Here is an 18,414-nt window from a genome sequence, read left to right as displayed (position 1 = left end):
AACAAAAACCTACTGAAACGCTTGATCTAGACGTGTGCAAGCATACCGGCGAATGCTCGGCATTGAAGGCCGTTCGTCGATTTTTGAAATATTGATGTGTTTGGCGGGGTGTTGCGGGGAGGTTCCAGTCCAAGCGCTTCGAAGCTCAAAGCGCTTACGGACCAGGTGACGCGGCGGATCTTTGGGGGAGTTTTACTTCTTGCCCAAAGTGATCTGCTTGGACGGGCCGAACGTCTGGCCGCTCACGCCTTTGGCAATTTGCTGGATCTCGCCGCCGGACTTGAGGAACGCAGCGATCTGGTTGTTGATCGATTCGCTGGTTTCAACGGCTGGAGCTGGCTTTGCTTTGCTGTTGGATGCTTTTACACGCATGGCGGCCATTAACCTGTAGAAAATTAACTTGGCCAGGCATCGTACAGGAAATACTTGACAATTGCTTGGCTAATATCCCCTCAAAATACACATTGCAGGGGCGGCATTAATCACAAGCTATTATTCGAAATACGTTCCTAAGCTGCTGTTTTAAATAAGAACGACGGTAGAAAAACACAGGTTTCAGATCCGCTGGCGAGGGTGACGATCGCCCGTTCGGCCTGACGAGCGGCCAAATACCCAAGGCAAAACCCAGGAAAATTAAGGCCTTCAGAAGAATTTCTGGTGTCACCGGGCTGGCCACGGGAACGCCGCACGGAAAAACGGGTAGAATGCCGCCCACGCAATGAGGGTATTGGAAATGGCTTTAGTCGGGCGCTACAACAGTTTGCAAGTGGTTAAACACACTAACTTCGGTTTATATCTTGACGGTGGCGCGGATGGCGAAATCCTCCTGCCTAATCGTTATATTCCCAAAGATATTCCCAGCGAAGATGAAGATTGGCTCAACGTTTTTGTTTATCTGGACAGCGATGACAAACTCATCGCAACTACCGAAAAGCCGAAAGTTCAGGTCGGTGAATTCGCCAGTTTGAAAGTCGTTGAGGTCAACAGCATCGGTGTTTTCCTGGATTGGGGCCTGCCGAAGGATTTGCTGCTGCCGTACTCCGAAGAAAAGCGCCAGATGACGGCCGGTGAATATGTCGTGGTGCACGTCTACCTCGACAAGCACACCCGCCGCATCACCGCGACGGCGCGCCTGGACCGCTACCTCGACAAGACCCCGGCCAGTTACACCCCAGGCCAGGAAGTTGATCTGCTGGTGGCCGAAGCGACCGACATGGGCTTCAAGGCAATCATCAACAACAAGCACTGGGGCCTGATTCACAAGAACGAAATCTTCAAGTTCATGCGCGCCGGCAAGGAAGAGAAGGGCTTTATCAAAGAAGTCCGTGCCGACGGCAAGATCAGCCTGAGCCTGCAACCGGTGGGCGAAGAAGCCGCCACCAGCCTCAACTCGAAGATCCTCGCCAAGTTACGTGAGAACAACGGCACCCTGCCGGTCAGCGACAAGAGCGACCCGACCGTGATCACCAGCCTGTTTGGTGTCAGTAAAGGCAACTTCAAGAAGGCTATCGGTGCGCTGTACAAGAATGGCCAGATCGTCATTCATGCGGATCGCATTGAACTAAGCTGACCTCGCTCCGGCCCCATATAGAACGATTACAGAGGGGCGGGTTATGAAAAAAGGGCTGTTTGCCTACGCGGGCACCTTGCTCGCGTTTCTTGTGCTCGACGGCCTATGGCTGGGCGTGCTGATGGCGCCGACTTATCGGGCGCTGCTCGGTCCGCTGATGCTCGACCAACCGCTGCTGGCCCCGGCAGCGGTGTTCTATCTTCTTTATGTATTGGGTTGCGTGGTGTTCGTGGTGTTGCCGGCGAAGACCTGGCGACGAGCTTCGGCGCTGGGCGCGCTATTGGGTCTGGTGGCTTACGGCACGTATGACCTGAGTAACTGGGCAACCTTGAACGGATGGTCGGCGCAGTTGGCGTTGATGGACATGGCCTGGGGCACGTTGGCCACCTGCATTGCCTGCACGGTCGGATATTGGGTCGCGCGAAAAGTGCAGTGATCCTCGTTGCCTGCAATGACGCAATCGGGAATTTAAACGTCCCGTCCAGGCGGCATTTTCTGGCCGTTTGGTTAATAATCGACAGCATAACTTTTCGCCCCGACACCGTTTGTTCAGCAAGCAGGCCGGGGCTTTGTTTTTACTGTCGAGTCACTGCCATGTTTGTTGTTGTCGAGGTGTTCCGGTGAGCGCCAGCCGGCGTAGCGCCGATGGGTTTGCCCTGCAAGTGATGGTCGGGTTGTGCCTGATCTGGGGCGTGCAGCAGGTGATGATCAAATGGGCGGCGCCCGACATCGCTCCGGTCATGCAAGCGGCGGGGCGGTCGGGTATTTCCGCGTTGCTTGTAGGACTGTTGATCTGCTGGAAGGGTGGCTGGGACCAGGTCAGCAGCACCTGGCGCGGTGGCTTGTTGGCCGGTGCGTTGTTTGGTCTGGAGTTCTTTTTCATTTCCGAAGGTTTGCAACTGACCACGGCAGCGCATATGTCGGTGTTCCTTTACACCGCGCCGATTTTTACCGCGTTGGGCGTGCACTGGCTGCTGCCGAGCGAACGTCTGAGGCCGGTGCAATGGCTGGGGATTTTCCTCGCCTTCGTCGGGATCGCCATCGCGTTTGCCGGCGGCGTGTCCTGGGACAACCTCGACCACCGCATGTTGATGGGCGATGCGTTGGGCGTACTGGCCGGGGCATCCTGGGGCGCGACCACGGTGGTGGTGCGTGCCTCGCGACTGTCGGAAGCCCCGGTCACGCTGACCCTGTTTTACCAACTGATCGTCGGTTTCGTTGGGCTGCTGCTGATCGCGATCCTCAGCGGTCAGGTGACCCACGTCAGCCTGACCACCGTGGCGGTGGCGAGCGTGCTGTTCCAGGGATTGGTCGTGTCGTTCTTCAGCTACCTGACGTGGTTCTGGCTGTTGCGCCGTTACCTGGCCGCGAACCTGGCGGTGTTTTCGTTCATGACACCGCTGTTCGGTGTCACATTCGGCGTGGTGTTGCTGGGTGAGGAGCTGAGCCTGAACTTCGTCATCGGTGCCGTGCTGGTGTTGTTGGGCATCACGTTTGTCAGCGCTGAGCAGTGGGTGCGCCGTCGTTTGCGCAAAGCCCTGGGGCAGCAGTGACCGGACGCAACAGCAGGCCGCCAGCGACAAGCAAGCCGCTACCGGCGACCACCAGTGCTGGCTGCAGACCGCCGCTGAAATGGCTGCTCAACGCCGCCAGCAACGGCCCGGCGAGTTGACCCACCGCAAAGCACGCCGTCAGCAACCCGGCGTTGCGTTGAGTAGCGTGGGGCGCCAGTTCCCGGGAGCGTTGCATCACCAATTGCATGCAGGCCAGGAACGGCGTGCCGCAAAGAATCACCCCCAGCGCCAGGCCCGGCCCGCTGCCCAACAGGCAGGCAAAGACGCCGGCGGCTTGCAGCCACAACGTCACCATCAGCCAGTGGCGGGTGCCATTCGGGGTTTGTCGACGCAGACTGACCAGCACCACTCCGATGGCCGACGCCAGGCCGAAGCACGGCCAGAACAGGTCGGCCTGCCATTGGCCATGGAACTGTGCGCTGGCCATTTGCGAAAGGAACGTGGCGGGGATGATGTAGCCCAAGCCGTACAACCCGTAGATCACACCTAGGCGGCCAATGCCTTGCTGGTTCGAAGTGGCTGTGCTCGGTGCGGCAACCGCAGTCGCGGTCGATTGCGGCAAAAACGGCAGAATCCCCAGCAGCATTGCCAATGCGACACCGGCATACACCAGCCACAGGGTTGCAGACGTCTGCCCCAGCAGGTGCGAGCCCAACGCCAACATTCCTGTGAGAAAAATCCCCAAACCAGGTCCGGCAAATACCTGGGCGCCCAGTCGTGGGCGGCCGGCTGCCGCTGCCAGTGGCTGGCTCAACGCCGTGATCATCACCAGCACCCAGGCGCTGGCCACCCCGGTTCCGAATCGCAGCACCAGGTGCGACCAGAACCCGTTGGCCCAGAACGACGCCAGCGTCAGCAGCACACACAGCCACAACCCACCGAGCAGTCGCCGACGAACTTGTTCGGGACGGCGAGAGAACATGGCATCCACGGCACCGACGAAGTAGCCGAGGTAGTTGGCGGCGGCAATCAGACCGGCGGCAGTCAGGTCGATCTGACCTTCGCTGAGCAAGTGCGGCATTTGCGGTGTGAGGGCGAAACGCCCGATCCCCATGGCCATCATCAGGGCGATAAAACTGGCGAGTAAGCGAATCAAGGGAGACATGGTCTGAATTCCGGTAAAGGCTCAATGACCGTCAGGCTAGGACTGATTGACTTTCTTTAAAAATGAATAATAGTGAGTAACTTGTTCTGATTTGGAGAATATCGTGGAGTTCAGCCAATTGCGGATTTTCCAGGCCGTGGCGCAGGAGGGGTCGATCACCCGTGCTGCCGAACGGTTGCACCGGGTGCCGTCTAACCTGTCAACGCGACTCAAGCAACTTGAAGAGCAGCTCGGTGTAGAGCTTTTCGTCCGCGAGCGTCAGCGTTTGCAACTGTCACCTGCGGGAAAAGTCCTGCTGGACTACACCGCCAAGCTTTTTAACTTGCGCGACGAAGCCCAGGCGGCGGTGCAGGGCGGGCAACCGGCCGGGGACTTCGTGCTGGGCACCATGTACAGCACGGCGGCGATTCATCTGCCAGGGTTGTTGGCGCGTTATCACCGCACGTATCCGGCGGTGAACCTGCAAGTGCAGTCCGGGCCCAGCGGTGAATTGCTTGAAGGTTTGCTCACCGGTCGTCTCGATGCGGCCTTGGTGGATGGCCCGCTGGAGCTGGCCGGTCTGGACGGTGTGCCGTTATGCGACGAGCGGCTGGTGCTGATCAGCGAGGCCGATCACCCGCCGGTCCGCAGCGCCATGGACGTGGAAGGGCGCTCGGTGTTTACCTTTCGTCAGGGCTGCTCCTACCGCATGCGTCTTGAAGCCTGGTTTGCCCATGACCACGCGGCCATGGGCCGGGCGATGGAGATCGAGTCTTACCCGGGCATGCTGGCGTGTGTGATTGCTGGCTCGGGCGTGGCGCTGATGTCGGAGTCGATGCTGGCAAGCCTGCCGGGCCGTGAAAGCGTGGCGGTGCACCCGCTGGCGGAGCCGTTTGCCCACGCGACGACCTGGTTGATGTGGCGCAAAGGCATGGTCGGGGCCAACCTGAACGCGTGGATTGAACAGCAACAAGCGGTCTATCCATCGGCGTCGATGCAGGCTTCGGCGATTGCTTGAACTATCGGTCAGGTATTTTGATCAATTCAGTAACAGATCATTGCGGATTTGGCCGAGCATTGCGTAGGACTTCAGACTATTATCAGTGCGAAGGGGCTACAGAATTTCAGCCGCTCGGCACTACCCTGAAGGGGGCACCATGAAAGAGAAAATTCAAAACTGGCTGCACGATCTGGGTGTTGCACTCGGTTTGATCGAACCGCCTCTGCAACCTGTTCCTATTCGCACCGACGACGAACAGCGTCGACGCCAGCCGCGCCGTCGGTAAGTCTGACCCGCACTGGCTCAAACCTGGCAAATCCTCTGTGGCGAGGGAGCTTGCTCTCGCTGGGGCGCGTAGCGCCCCTTGGTAGCCTCAGAATTGTCAGGGAATACTCGGACAGGATTGGCGACTGCTGCGCAGCCGAACGGGAGCAAGCTCCCTCGCCACAGTTCACCACGAGCGTGCGTTTGGCATTCGGACTCAATGCCGTCCAATCTCCACCAAAAACCGACTCAAATCATTCGCCGTCCTGGCATCCTTGAGCATACGGTCTTCTTCCGCCGTAAACGCCGTCAACCCCAGCTCATCCTCCAGATGGAAGATCAGCTCTTCGATATCCTGTTTATCCAATCCCAACTGCGCCAGGCTGGCGTTGTCGTCGAAGTCATCCTGACCCTCCAGCAGGCGGCTGATGAAACGATGCACGGCGGCACGAACGGCAGCTCTTTTCATGGCGGTTCTTCGAGGGCGTTATTGTTATTCCTGAGCTTGAGTACAGCAGGCTTCAGGTGTGTGAGCGCTGCCACTCGTCAATCATCGTGCGCAAATGCTCCCCGGAAAAACTCCCGAAATGCCCGCCGTGCACCGTACGGATCGGCAACGCGCGCAAGCGCTGCAGGCTGCGAGCGTAGTCGTCGAGATTGGAGTGGTAGGCGTCTTCGATCAGCGGGCCGTCGTAGATGATGTCGCCGCTGAACAGCGTCTCGGTTGCCGCTTCGTACAGGCTGATGCCGCCCGGTGAATGCCCCGGCGTATGCAGCACCTGCAGTACGCGATTGCCCAGATCCAGCACGTCGCCTTCTTCAATCATCCCCGTGGCCGGCGCGGCTTTGACCCGATATTCGGCATAGCACAACGGGCAGTCCGGGTGCGCCTCGAACATCTCGTCGCCGACAAACGCCCGGCTCAAATCGTTTTCGCCGTCGGGTGCCGCCAGGATGTCGGCCTCGGCCGGATGCACCAGGCGCTCGGGAAATTCGTGATGACCGGCAATGTGGTCGAAATGGCAATGACTGGCCACTGCCACCAGCGGCCGCTCGGTGATCCACGGCAACTGCTCGCGCAGGCTCACCAACCCGGAACCGCTGTCCAGCAGCAAGTCCTTGTCGCGGCCCTGAATGTGCCAGAGGTTGCAGCGATAGAAGGGCCGGATGTAAGGCTCGTGAATCAGCCGAATGCCGTCACTGAGCTGTTTGACCTCGAACCACTGATCGCGCGAAACAATCTTCATCAAAGGTTTTCTCCAGACGAAAAAAAACGGGTGTGGCAACCGACGCCACACCCGTCGAAGAAAGCATCAAGTCGTTAGGTTCAGCTTAGGCGGCGCTGGCCATCGTTGCCGGACGAGGGGACAGCAAGCTGACCACCACGAAGCTCACCAGGCCCACGCCGAGGCTGTAGTAGATCGGAGTGTTGGCGTCCATACCGTCCTTGAACATGAACAGCAGCGCAGTGGCAAAGCCCATGCCCATGCTGGCGATAGCGCCGGCGGTGGTTGCGCGTTTCCAGAAGATCGCGCCCATCAGCGGAATCAGCATGCCGCCCACCAACAGGTTGTAAGCCAGGGTCAAGGCACTGATCACATCGTTTACCACCAGCGCGATACCCAGCACGGCGATACCGGTCAGCAGGGTGAACAGGCGATTGATGCCCAGGCTCGACGGTTTGCCGCCGCGCAGTTTCGGCAGCAGGTCTTCGGTCAGGGTGGTGGATGCGGCGAGCAGGCCGGCGCTGGCGGTGGACATCATTGCTGCCAGGGCAGCCGCGATCACCAAGCCACGGATGCCGTCCGGCAGCGAGACTTTGACGATAGCGGCAAAAGCGTTATTGACGTTGTCCAGATCCGGGATCAGTACGTGAGCGGCCATGCCGATCAATGCACAGACCAGGCCGTAGATGATGCAGTAGATGCCCGCGGTGGTACCGGCATACTTCGCAACTTTCTCGCTTCGTGCGGTGAACACCCGTTGCCAGATATCCTGGCCTATCAGGATGCCGAAGAAGTAAATCATGAAGTAGGTGATGATGGTGTCCCAGCCAATGCTGGTGAAGCTGAAGCTGGCAGCCGGCAATTGTGCAACCAGTTGATCCCAGCCACCCACTCGGTACAAGCAGATTGGCAGCAGCAGGAACATCAGGCCTACGGTCTGGATACCGAACTGGACGATGTCGGTCAGGGTCAGCGACCACATTCCGCCGATGGCCGAGTAGATCACCACCACGCCACCGCCGAGAATTACCGACATCCAGAACGGAAGGCCGAACAGCACTTGCAGCACGGTGCCGATCGCCAGGATCGAGGTCACGCCGATCATCAGCGCATAGGCCAGCATGATGCTCGCGCTTGCGGTACGAGCCATTGGGTTGTAGCGCTTTTCCAGCACTTGAGTAACGGTGAAAACCTTCAGCTTCAACAGCGGTTTGGCGAGGAACAGGTTCAGCGCGACGATCCCGCAACCCAGTGCGGCGCAGAGCCAGAAACCGGAGATGCCATGAACGTAGCCCAGGCGCACGGTGCCCACGGTGGACGCGCCGCCCAGAACGGTGGCGGCCATGGTGCCCATGTACAGGCTCGGGCCGAGGTTGCGACCGGCGACCAAGTAGTCTTCGTTGGTCTTGGCCTTGCGCATGCCGAAGTAGCCGAGTATCAGCATCGCGGCGGCGTAGATGAGTACGACGAATAAATCCAAAGCCATGATGGCGTGTCTCCGATTGTCTTTTTTATGGTGAGGCGAAAATCAATGTGGCAATCAGTCCGCTTTTTGTGGCGAGGGAGCTTGCTCCCGCTGGGCTGCGAAGCAGCCCCAAATCCTGCAACCGCGTTTCTTCAGGGGAAACACCATTCGCCTGTTTTGCGACTGCTGCGCAGTCCAGCGGGAGCAAGCTCCCTCGCCACAGAGGTCCGTTGACCATCGTTTGTGTTGAATCAGGCGGCTTGTCGCATCGCCGGTTTACTGAGCGCATCCGTGCCCTTGCTGCGTGCATCATTCGGCCCGAACACCGCAGCCGGTTCCGGAAACAGGCTCAGCAGCGTCAGGTACACCAGCGAGGCCAGGCCGAGGGTGACCGGCAGGCTGATGTCGATGCCGCCAGCCAGATCGCCCAGCACACCCACAAACTGCCCCGGCAGGTTCACAAAGCACAAACCCACCAGCGCACTCGGGATCCAGGCTCCCAGGCCACGCCAGTTCCAGCCATGGGTGAACCAGTAGCGGCCACCTTTCTCGCCGCGGGTGAACACTTGCAGGTCATCCGGGCAGTAGAAGCCGCGACGCACCACCAGGCCGATGATCATGATCACCATCCACGGGGTGGTGCAGGTGATGATCAGCACGGCGAAGGTCGACACGCTCTGCACCAGGTTCGCGGCGAAGCGCCCGATGAAGATGAAGGCAATCGACATCACACCGATCAGCAACGTCGCCTTGACCCGCGACAGCACCCGAGGGAACACGCTGGACATGTCCAGCCCGGTGCCATACAGCGAAGTAGTGCCGGTGGACATGCCGCCGATCACCGCGATCAGGCACACAGGCAGGAAGAACCAGCTCGGCGAGACCGCCAGCAAACCGCCGACGTAGTTGTTGGCCGCGATGTAGTCCGGTGCCTTGATCGCTACGATGGTGGCGGTGGCCAGGCCGAACAGGAACGGAATGAACGTCGCGATCTGCGAGATCACCACGGCGGCCATGATCCGGCGCTTGGAGGTCTCACGCGGGATGTAGCGCGACCAGTCGCCGAGGAACGCGCCGAAGGAAATCGGGTTGCTCATCGCCACCAGTGCAGCACCGATGAAGGCCGCCCAGAAACCTGGCTGACCCATATTGACGGTGCCGGCGTAATTCACATCGAACGGCCCGGCGAAGGCGAAGATGCCCAGCAGGAACAACAGGCTGGCGCTCCATACCGCGATTTTGTTGACCCACAGCAGGAAGCGAAAGCCATAGATGCAAACCGTCAGCACCAGGATCGCGAACAGCCCGTAGGCCAGGCCCAGGGTCAGGTCGGTTTCCGGCAGACCGATCAGGCGTTTGGCGCCACCGATCAGCGCATCACCCGAACTCCACACCGAGAGCGAGAAGAAGGCGATGGCGGTCAGCAGCGACAGGAACGAACCGACGATCCGCCCGTGCACGCCGAAATGCGCACCGGAAGACACGGCGTTGTTGGTGCCATTGAGTGGCCCGAACAGGCCCATTGGCGCGAGGATCAGCGAGCCCAGCAGCACGCCCAGCACAATCGCCCAGACACCGGACTGAAAAGACAGGCCGAACAGCACCGGGAAACTGCCGAGCACGGCGGTGGCAAAAGTGTTGGAACCGCCGAAGATCATCCGGAACAAGTCCGTCGGGCCTGCGGTGCGTTCGTTGTCCGGGATCTGTTCGACCCCGTGGGTTTCAATCTGCGTAAGGCTTTGGTCGTTGTTGTTGTTATTCATGATCAGCTCCGATCATAAAGGCGCGCTCATCGTGTGTGAGCGTCACCTGTTTGGCTAAGGGGGTGGCAGCCCTTCCGGCATTGCGGACAAATGTTCGTGGCAGGCCAGCCATAGGCCTTGTTGTTGTCGGCGAAACACAATCGTCTCGCGCTCCTGGCTGAAGTGTTGCTCCCCTTGCATGCGCAGCTCGGTGGCCACGTCATGGATGAAAACCGCCACGTCACCCTGCAGGCTGACGAAGGCGTTGCTCGACGTGCACGCAAGCACCTCGAAGCCATCCTCGGCGCGCCAGGTTTCCCACAACGCCTGATAGGCATCGCGCGACAGCAGGGGCTGTTCGAGGGTGTAGAACACGAAGCTGGCGTCGGCGCTGAACGCGCCGAAGTAGGCTTCGCGATCGTTGCGGGCAAAGGCCGTCACCAGATCGGCGGCGGCTTTCAACACCTGATCACGTTCGTTCATGACCGATCCTCAGCGGTGGGCCACGCCCGGCAGTACGCAGAGCATTTCGTACAGCAGGTTGGCGGCCAGCAGCGAGGTGTTGCCGGTGGTGTCATAAGCGGGCGAGACTTCTACCAGATCGCAGCCGATCAGGTCGAGGCCTTGGCAGCCGCGAATGATTTCAATTGCCTGAATGGTCGTCAGACCACCGATTTCCGGGGTGCCGGTGCCTGGCGCCCAAGCCGGGTCGATGCCGTCGATGTCGAAAGTCAGGTACACCGGACCGCCGCCGACTTTCTCGCGCACTTCGGCCATCAGCGGTGCCAGGGATTTGTGCCAGCACTCTTCAGCCTGAACCACACGGAAGCCCTGTTTACGGCTCCAGTTGAAGTCTTCGGAGGTGTAGCCCTGAGCGCGCAAGCCGATTTGCACCACGCGATCGCAGTCGATCAGGCCTTCTTCGGCCGCGCGACGGAAGGTGGTGCCGTGGGCGACTTTCTCGCCAAACATGTGATCGTTCACATCGGCGTGAGCGTCGATGTGCACCAGGCCGACCTTGCCGTGCTTCTTGTGAATGGCACGCAGGATTGGCAGGGTGATGGTGTGGTCGCCGCCCAGGGTCAGCGGGATCACATTGTGTTCGAGGATGGCGTCGTAGGATTCTTCGATGATCCGCACCGCGTCCAGCAGGTTGAACGTATTGATCGCCACATCGCCGATGTCGGCCACCGACAGCGAATCGAACGGTGCAGCGCCGGTCGCCATGTTGTACGGGCGGATCATCACCGATTCAGCGCGGATTTCGCGAGGTCCGAAGCGGGTGCCGGGGCGCAGCGAGGTGCCGATGTCCAGCGGGACGCCAACAAAGGCAGCATCCAGACCGGCAGCGGTAGGCAAATGGGGGAGTCGCATCATGGTGGCGATGCCGCCGAAGCGCGGCATTTCATTGCCGCCCAGTGGTTGGTGAAGAATTTTGTCCACGGGTAAGGCCTCATCGTCGTTGTTTTATTTATGTCGGTTGCGCCGCTCCGGGGAGGTTCGGGCACCGTTAGGGGCCGATTCTGCGAAATGTAGTGGCCGGGAAGAATCGCTACGGGCAAATACTTAGTTCAGATTTTTCTAAACTAATGGTTGGCACGACGATAGACTTGCGGCCATGTGCCGCACTCCTGTGGCGAGGGAGCTTGCTCCCGCTCGGCTGCGCAGCAGTCGTAAAATCGGCTGATGCGGTCCGTCTGACACTACGAGGTGAATGGTTGTAGGGCCGCTTCGCAACCCAGCGGGAGCAAGCTCCCTCGCCACAAAAGCGCAACACGCATGACCTTGCAAACGGAGCCCCCATGGCCAACGCTTTACCCGACCTGAAACTGTTACGCATCTTCGTCAGCGTGGTGCGTCATCAGGGGTTTGCCAACGCGCAGCAAGAGCTCAACCTCTCGACTTCGGCGATCAGCACCTACATGAGCCAGCTCGAAGCCGCCCTCGGCCTGGTGCTCTGCCATCGCGGTCGCGGCGGTTTCAGCCTGACCAGCAAGGGCGAGCTGTTCCATCAGGAAACCCTGCGTCTGTTGGGCGAGCTTGAAGGCTTCGAACAGTACGCGGCGGCGTTGAAGGGCGAACTGCGCGGCACTCTCAACCTCGGCGTCATCGACTCCACCGTCAGCGACAAGGCCTTGCCGTTCGCCGAAGCCATCGGCGCCTACAGCCAGGAACACCCGGCCGTGCATTTGCACCTGTCGGTCATGAGCCCCTACGAATTGCAGCTCGGCGTGCAGGACAACCGTCTCGACCTGGCCATCGGTGCGTTTTCCACGCGCATGAGCGGCCTGGTTTACATGCCGCTGTACCGCGAGCAACACTGGTTGTATTGCAGCAGCCGTCATCCGCTGTTCACCGAGCGGCGCATTCCTGAGCAAGTCATCACTCAGCAACGCATGGTCGGCCGTGGTTACTGGAGCCAGGCCGAACTGGCGCGCCACGGTTTCAAGCACAGCGCCGCCACCGTGGAAAGTATGGAGGCGCAGCTGATTCTGGTGCTGTCGGGCGCCTACATCGGTTACCTGCCGGAGCACTACGCCCAGGCTTGGGCGGACAAGGGCGATTTGCGCGTCCTGCTGCCGGCGACGTTTGGTTATCAGGCGCCGTTTTCGATGATCGTGCGTCGTGGCCGCAGCCGCGAGCCGCTGATCCAGACCTTCCGCGATTTGCTCAAAGCACAACTGAACCAGGCCTGAGAACATGTCCAGAATCCAGTGTCCACGCTGCCTGCGCCCACAAACCCATTGCCTGTGCCCGCTGATCCCGAGCCTCGACAGCCGTACCCGAGTGCTGTTGTTGCAGCATCCCAGCGAAGTGAACCATGCGCTGAACACGGCGCGACTGGCCGCGTTGGGCTTGAAGAATGCCGAGTTGATTGTCGGTGAGGTGTTTGAGGATTTGCCGGTGCTGCTGAATCCTCCGGGGTATCAGGCGCGGTTGTTGTTTCCGGCCGACGATGCGCAGCCATTGCAGGCGTACACCACGAATGAAGAGCCGCTGTTGCTGGTCGTCCCGGACGGCACCTGGCGCAAGGCGCGCAAGATGTTGCACCTCAATCCGTTACTGGCGGCGTTGCCGAGGGTGACGTTGGTGGATGGCGGGGTGTCTCGATATCGACTGCGCAAGGCACCGGGGCCGGGGGCGTTGTCGACGGTGGAAGCGATTGTCCAGGCGTTGCAGACGCTGGAAGCGCCGAGCTCTTTTGAACCCTTGTTGAAACCGTTCGAGGCGTTGATCGAAGGCCAGATTGCCGCGATGGGGGAGGAGACTTACCAGCGTAACCACGGCAGGTGATTACTTGTGGCGAGGGAGCTTGCCCGCTGGAGTGCGAAGCGCTCCCAATTTGTCGACTCAGTACACCTGTTGCGCCTGGTTGAATGATTTTGGATCTGCTGCGCAGCCCAGCGGGAGCAAGCTCCCTCGCCACAGAGAATGAGTCAAACCTATCGCTCCCGCATCGCCTCGGTCCGCGCTTTCAACACCGGTTTCAACAGGTAATCCAGCACGCTTTTCTCGCCCGTGATGATATCCACCGTCGCCACCATCCCCGGAATAATCAGCAGCGGTTTCACATCTCCGCCCAAGTGATTCTTGTCGGTCCTCACCTGAATCAGATAAAAGCTGTTGCCCTTGTCATCGGTAATGGTGTCCGCACCAATCAGTTCCAGCTTGGCAGTCAACCCGCCATAAATCGTGTAGTCGTAAGCACTGAACTTGACCATCGCTTTCTGCCCCGGATGCAGGAACGCCACGTCCTGTGGCCGCACCTTGGCTTCGATCAGCAAGTTGTCTTCAATGGGGACGATCTCCACCATGTCGCTGCCCGGCTGGACCACGCCGCCGATGGTATTGACCTTCAGCACCTTGATGATTCCGTGCACCGGCGACACCACGGTGGTGCGGGTCACGCGGTCATCGATGGCGATGCTCGACGCTGTGATTTTCGACAGGTCGGTGCGTTTTTCATTCAGCTCTTTCGCCGCGTCCGAGCGGAAGGATTGCTCCGATTCATCGATCTTGCTTTTGATCTCGTTGATCGCCGATTCCGCCCGGGGAATTGCCAGCGTCGTCGCATTCAAAGAGCCGCGAATCTCCACGGCGCTGCGTTTGAGCCGCAGGATTTCCACCGGTGAAACCGCCCCGGTGCCCACCAGCGGCGCGGACATGTTCATCTCTTGTTGCAGCAAGGCCAGGCTCGAACTGAACTGCCCCTGCTTGGAGCGAAATTCCGCCAGTTCCTGAGTCTTTTGCCGCAGTTGTTCGGTTAGCGTCCGTTGCTCACTGGCCAGTCGACGCTGGCGTTGTTCGTATAACGAGCGCTCGTCTTCGGCCACTTGCGGAGCCTTGGCGATCACCTCAGGCGACAGCTTGAACGGCCGGCCTTCCGCTTCGGCCGACAGACGTTCGACCTGCGCGGTCAACGCATAACGATCCGCCTCGCTCTCGCCCTTGTTTGACAGAAACCGCGTGTCATCCAGGCGCAGCAAGGTGTCGCCCTTGTTCACCATTTGCCCTTCGCGCACGAAGATCTCGGTGACGATGCCGCCCTCCAGGTTCTGGATCACCTGGACCTTGCTCGACGGGATCGCCTTGCCTTCACCCATGGTGACTTCTTGCAGCACTGCAAACTTGGCCCAGACCAGCGCGGTAATCAGCAGCGCCGCGGCCAGCCACACGGTAATCCGCGACCAGCGCGGCGAATCCTGTAGCGAAGCGCCGGCGGTTTCCGGCATGAATTCGCTCTCGGCGGTTTTGCCGAAGCTGCCGAAGTAGCCTCGGTCTTGTGGCGTGTCGGATGATGAACGGGCCATGGGTAGCTCCTAGACAGCCGCAGAGCCGACACGGCCCTTGCGCAGTGCATCGATGACCGCTTCTTTCGGACCGTCGGCAACGATCCGCCCGTTATCCAGCACCAGCAGCCGATCCACCAGGCTGAGCATCGAGGTGCGGTGGGTCACCAGCAGCAAGGTCTTGCCCTGCACCCAGCCGTGGAGTTTTTGCCGCAAGACATCTTCGCTGCTGTTGTCCATGGCGCTGGTGGGTTCGTCGAGCAGCATGATCGGCGGATCCAGCAACAAGGCCCGGGCCAGCAGCACTGCCTGGCGTTGACCGCCGGACAGCAACTGCCCGCGTTCGCCCACGGGCCGGTCAAAACCTTGCGGATGCTGACGCGCCAGCTCGGTGACACCGGTCAGTTCGGCGACTTCGAGCATCCGTGAATCGCTGATGTAACGCGCGCCCAGGGTCAGGTTGTCGCGCAGGCTGCCGGCCAGCAGCGGCAGGTCATGGGCGACGTAACCGATTTGCTGGCGCAGGTCGGCGACATCGAGTTGCCGCAGGTCCAGGCCATCGAGCAGCAACTGGCCTTCTTCCGGCGCATAGAACCCCATCACCAATCGCGCCAGGGTGCTTTTACCCGAGCCGCTGCGACCGATGATGCCGATCCGTTCGCCGGGTTTGACGCTGAAACTGATGTTGGCCAGGGCAGGGGCGTTCTGGCCGTTGTAGTGGAAGGTCACGCCACTGACATCCATCGCGCCTTGCAACTGAGTGCGCTCCAGCGGCCGCTGGTGGGCGTCGCGCTCTTGCGGCAAGGACATCAGCGCATCGGTGCTTTTCATGGTCAGTTGCGCTTGCTGGTAGCGGGTGATCAAACCGGCGATCTGCCCCAAGGGTGCGAGTACGCGGCTGCCGAGCATGTAGGTCGCCACCAGCGCACCAACGCTGAGGTTGCCGGCGATGATGCTGTAGACGCCGGCGACGATGGTCGCCATGCCGGAGAATTGCTGGATGAACAGCGTGCCGTTGGTGGCCAGCGCCGACAGATTGCGCGCATGGCTGTCGAGGCGGGTGAGGGCGCCGTGGGTGCTTTCCCATTTGTGCTGGCGCTCGCTTTCGGCGCTGCACGCTTTGAGGGTTTCCAGGCCGCCGAGGGTTTCGATCAGCAGGGCCTGGCGCTCGGCGCCGAGGCTCAGGCTTTTCTGCACGGTGTCGCGCAGGCGCACCTGAATGACCATCGCGAAAATGATCGTAATCGGAAACGCCAACAATGGAATCACCACCAGCCAGCCGCCGAGCAGGCCGATCACCACCAGCATCAACACGGCAAAGGGCAGGTCGATCAGGCTGGTCAGCGTGACGGCAGTGAGGAATTCACGCAGGCCCTGGAAGTCGTGGATGCTCTGGGCGAAACCGCCGATGGTCGCCGGCCGCGCTTTCATCGCCATGCCAGTGATGCGTTCGAACAAGGTCGCGGAAAGAATCACGTCGGTTTTCTTCCCGGCGGTGTCCAGCAAGTGCGCGCGCACCACCCGCAGCACCAGTTCGAAACCGGTGCCGATCAGCAAGCCGATCGACAGCACCCACAAGGTCGACGTGGCCTGGTTCGGCACCACGCGGTCGTAGGTTTGCATCACGAACAGCGGCACCATCAGCCCCAGGAGGTTGATCAGGAAACTCGCCAGAATCGCATCGCTGTACAGCCATTTCGACAGCTTCAAGGTGTCGCGAAACCACGCTTCCACACGCGGCACCAGCGGCGAGCGCAGGTCTTCGAGTTCATGGCGGGGCCGGGCGAACAAGGCCTGGCCGCTGTAATTTTCAGCCAGTTCTTCACGGCTGACCCATTGTTCGCCACCGTCCGCTTCGCTGGGCAGGATCAGCAACCGGCCGTCATCGCCATAGCGTCGCAGGATGGCGGTGCGGCCGTTGTTCAGGATCAGCATCACAGGCAGGTTGAGCGCGGAAATGTCCGCCAGTTCACGGCGCAGCACCCGCGCCTGCAAGCTGGCCCGGGCTGCTGCACGGGGCAGCAGGTCCAGGCTCAAGCGTTGTTTGTTCAGTGGCAGCCCGGCACTCAGGCTGGCGCGACTGACCGTCGCGCCGTGGAGTTTGCAGAGGATCAACAGACCGTCCAGTAGCGGGTCATCGAAGCTCAGGCGCGGATCGACACCGATGTTGCCGGGTTCCATGCTGGTCAAATTGATCGCCCCCAGTGAGCTACTTCAGTTCAGGCAAACGCGCTTCGTTTTTCACTTCGGCCTGGGCGATCGCATCGGCGGGTAGCACCACCCGTTGTTTGCTCAGCAATTGGCCCATGTTCGCCAGCACGCGGTACATCGAATACTCCTCGGTGTAGCGCACTTCGGTGTAGCGGCGATTGGCGTTGTAGAGCTCGTTTTCACTGTCGAGCAAGTCGAGCAGGGTGCGTTGGCCGAGGCCGAACTGGTCCTGATACGCCAGGCGCACACGACGGCTGGTGTCCGCGTATTCGCGGGCAGTCGGGGTTTGTTTCTTGGCATTGACCATGGCGTTCCAGGCCAGGTGGATGTTCTCGTTGAGTTGGCGCAAGGCGTTGTTGCGGATGTCCATCGCCTGGTTGATCTGATGCGCATTGGAGGCCAGGCGCGCCTTGTCGCTGCCGCCGCGGAACAGGTTGTAGTTCATCACCACGCCCACGCGCCACTCGTTGTCGTGGCCTTCATCGCCCTGCACGTTGTTGTTTGCGCCCACTGCCGCTTCGGCATCGAAACGCGGGTAGAACGGCGACTTTGAGACTTCGTACTGGCTCTCGGCCGATTGCACGTCAGCCTGGGCCGATTTCAGGTACGGATTGTTTTCCACCATGCTCTGCTGGGCTTCCGGCAGAGAGGCAGGCAGTTCGCCGCGGATAGACGGCGGCGTTTCCAGTTCATCGGGCAGGCGCCCTACAACGGCGGCGAAATTCGACTCGGCATCCGCCAGATCGACCTCGGCGGTGTCGAGGTTGTTTTGCGCCAGTGCCCGGCGAGCGCTGGACTGGTCGGAGTCGGCGTTGCTGCCGACGCCACGCTGGGTGCGCAGGCCGATCTGGTCGTTGACCCGCAAGTGAGCCTGCAGGTTGTTCGTGGCCAGGGTCACCAGTTCACGGCGCTTGAGCACTTCGAGGTAGACCTCGATGGTGCGCAATGCCAGGTCCTGGGCGGTGCCTTGAGCGTAATAGGCCCGGGAGTTGACGACCCCTTTGGTGCGTTCGACTTCGTTCGCGGTGTTGAAACCGTCGAACAGCATCTGCCGCAGGCGCAGCTCCGATTGGGTGTAGGTGAGGATTTCGGTGTTGTGATTGCCGAACGCCCGGGTGTTGGTGTTATCGCTGTACCCGCGCCCGTAGGCGGCGTTCAGATCAACTGATGGATAAAAGCCCCCCTTGGCGACTTTGACTTGCTCATCCGCGGACAGCCGCGAGTCGACGCGCGAGGCCAGTTCCGGGTGGGTTGCAATGGTGCTCTGGATCGCCTCGGTCACTGACATGGCTTGAGCCTGGGATGTGCAGGCCATGGCCAGCAGAATTGCGCTGCAAAGGGGGGTTAAAACGCGCATGGGTACATCTCCCTGATTCCTGATGGTTCTTTATCAGTCGCCAAATATTTGACGACATTTATAGGCAAAACCGTTTCATGCTTGTAACAACGTAGCTAAGAACATTCTAGAGCGTAGCTAAGAAATTTTTT

Annotated in this window: 18 protein-coding genes; 7 read left to right on the top strand and 11 right to left on the bottom strand. The window is 60.3% G+C overall.

What is annotated here, in order from left to right; translation table 11 throughout:
• Positions 1-192: 192 nt before the first annotated feature.
• On the bottom strand, positions 193-381 hold the full coding sequence (locus BLU63_RS02095) for a hypothetical protein (protein ID WP_017337097.1): 189 nt from the start codon (positions 379-381) through the stop codon (positions 193-195).
• 352 nt (positions 382-733) lie between these two features.
• On the opposite strand from BLU63_RS02095, the gene BLU63_RS02090 reads away from it, so the two are divergent.
• The 3 genes from BLU63_RS02090 (at position 734) to BLU63_RS02080 (ending at position 3,123) form a co-directional block, all read left to right on the top strand.
• A complete protein-coding gene (locus BLU63_RS02090) occupies positions 734-1,570 on the top strand; it encodes a CvfB family protein (RefSeq protein WP_010462025.1) in 837 nt (278 codons plus the stop codon).
• Positions 1,571-1,613: 43 nt separating this feature from the next.
• Positions 1,614-2,006 carry a DUF2177 family protein gene (locus BLU63_RS02085; RefSeq protein ID WP_010462023.1) on the top strand — a complete coding sequence of 131 codons (393 nt, stop codon included), beginning with the start codon at positions 1,614-1,616 and terminating at the stop codon, positions 2,004-2,006.
• Between the two features lie 184 nt (positions 2,007-2,190).
• Positions 2,191-3,123, top strand: a complete 933-nt coding sequence (locus BLU63_RS02080; protein ID WP_010462021.1) for a DMT family transporter — start codon at positions 2,191-2,193, stop codon at positions 3,121-3,123.
• Here BLU63_RS02080 and BLU63_RS02075 read toward each other — a convergent pair.
• Positions 3,068-4,249: an MFS transporter gene (locus BLU63_RS02075; protein ID WP_083374777.1), complete on the bottom strand. Its 1,182-nt coding sequence runs from the start codon at positions 4,247-4,249 to the stop codon at positions 3,068-3,070. The genes BLU63_RS02080 and BLU63_RS02075 overlap by 56 nt on opposite strands.
• 103 nt (positions 4,250-4,352) lie before the next feature.
• Here BLU63_RS02075 and ptrR point away from each other — a divergent pair, with 103 nt between their 5' ends.
• Both ptrR and BLU63_RS33525 read left to right on the top strand, forming a co-directional pair.
• Positions 4,353-5,246, top strand: a complete 894-nt coding sequence (gene ptrR / locus BLU63_RS02070) for a putrescine utilization regulator PtrR (RefSeq protein WP_083374776.1) — start codon at positions 4,353-4,355, stop codon at positions 5,244-5,246.
• Positions 5,247-5,385: 139 nt separating this feature from the next.
• Entirely contained in the window at positions 5,386-5,514 is a 129-nt protein-coding gene (locus BLU63_RS33525; RefSeq protein WP_003184145.1) for a PA1414 family protein, read from the top strand.
• A 195-nt stretch (positions 5,515-5,709) separates the two neighbouring features.
• Here BLU63_RS33525 and BLU63_RS02065 read toward each other — a convergent pair whose 3' ends face one another.
• From BLU63_RS02065 to speB, 6 genes are all read right to left on the bottom strand, one after another.
• Complete coding sequence (locus BLU63_RS02065; RefSeq protein WP_010462011.1) at positions 5,710-5,961, bottom strand: HAD family hydrolase; 252 nt, start codon at positions 5,959-5,961, stop codon at positions 5,710-5,712.
• Positions 5,962-6,013: 52 nt separating this feature from the next.
• The gene (locus BLU63_RS02060) at positions 6,014-6,739 is read right to left on the bottom strand and encodes an MBL fold metallo-hydrolase (RefSeq protein ID WP_083374775.1); all 726 of its coding nucleotides are present in this window, start codon (positions 6,737-6,739) and stop codon (positions 6,014-6,016) included.
• An 85-nt stretch (positions 6,740-6,824) separates the two neighbouring features.
• Positions 6,825-8,204, bottom strand: a complete 1,380-nt coding sequence (locus BLU63_RS02055) for a sodium:solute symporter (RefSeq protein ID WP_010462009.1) — start codon at positions 8,202-8,204, stop codon at positions 6,825-6,827.
• A 230-nt stretch (positions 8,205-8,434) separates the two neighbouring features.
• Positions 8,435-9,946: a purine-cytosine permease family protein gene (locus tag BLU63_RS02050; RefSeq protein ID WP_083374774.1), complete on the bottom strand. Its 1,512-nt coding sequence runs from the start codon at positions 9,944-9,946 to the stop codon at positions 8,435-8,437.
• 54 nt (positions 9,947-10,000) lie between these two features.
• Positions 10,001-10,408, bottom strand: coding sequence for a YybH family protein (locus BLU63_RS02045; RefSeq protein WP_083374773.1), 408 nt, complete (start codon positions 10,406-10,408; stop codon positions 10,001-10,003).
• A 9-nt stretch (positions 10,409-10,417) separates the two neighbouring features.
• The gene (gene speB, locus BLU63_RS02040; RefSeq protein WP_010462004.1) at positions 10,418-11,368 is read right to left on the bottom strand and encodes an agmatinase; all 951 of its coding nucleotides are present in this window, start codon (positions 11,366-11,368) and stop codon (positions 10,418-10,420) included.
• A gap of 359 nt (positions 11,369-11,727) precedes the next feature.
• Between speB and BLU63_RS02035 the strand changes: the two genes are divergently transcribed.
• On the top strand, positions 11,728-12,621 hold the full coding sequence (locus BLU63_RS02035; RefSeq protein ID WP_007945995.1) for a LysR family transcriptional regulator: 894 nt from the start codon (positions 11,728-11,730) through the stop codon (positions 12,619-12,621).
• A gap of 4 nt (positions 12,622-12,625) precedes the next feature.
• Complete coding sequence (locus BLU63_RS02030; RefSeq protein ID WP_010462002.1) at positions 12,626-13,219, top strand: tRNA-uridine aminocarboxypropyltransferase; 594 nt, start codon at positions 12,626-12,628, stop codon at positions 13,217-13,219.
• A gap of 149 nt (positions 13,220-13,368) precedes the next feature.
• On the opposite strand, the gene BLU63_RS02025 is transcribed toward BLU63_RS02030, so the two are convergent.
• From BLU63_RS02025 to BLU63_RS02015, 3 genes are read right to left on the bottom strand one after another with little or no spacing between them, the layout of a single operon-like run.
• Positions 13,369-14,736 carry an HlyD family type I secretion periplasmic adaptor subunit gene (locus tag BLU63_RS02025; protein ID WP_010462001.1) on the bottom strand — a complete coding sequence of 456 codons (1,368 nt, stop codon included), beginning with the start codon at positions 14,734-14,736 and terminating at the stop codon, positions 13,369-13,371.
• Positions 14,737-14,745: 9 nt separating this feature from the next.
• Entirely contained in the window at positions 14,746-16,905 is a 2,160-nt protein-coding gene (locus BLU63_RS02020) for a type I secretion system permease/ATPase (protein WP_083374772.1), read from the bottom strand.
• Between the two features lie 19 nt (positions 16,906-16,924).
• A complete protein-coding gene (locus tag BLU63_RS02015; protein WP_010461997.1) occupies positions 16,925-18,283 on the bottom strand; it encodes a TolC family outer membrane protein in 1,359 nt (452 codons plus the stop codon).
• Positions 18,284-18,414 lie beyond the last annotated feature (131 nt).

The organism is Pseudomonas mandelii, from assembly GCF_900106065.1.
Classification (GTDB): Bacteria; Pseudomonadota; Gammaproteobacteria; order Pseudomonadales; family Pseudomonadaceae; genus Aquipseudomonas; species Aquipseudomonas mandelii.
The sequence above is the reverse complement of the archived record's forward strand: the minus strand, read 5'-3'. Positions and strand labels throughout refer to the sequence as shown.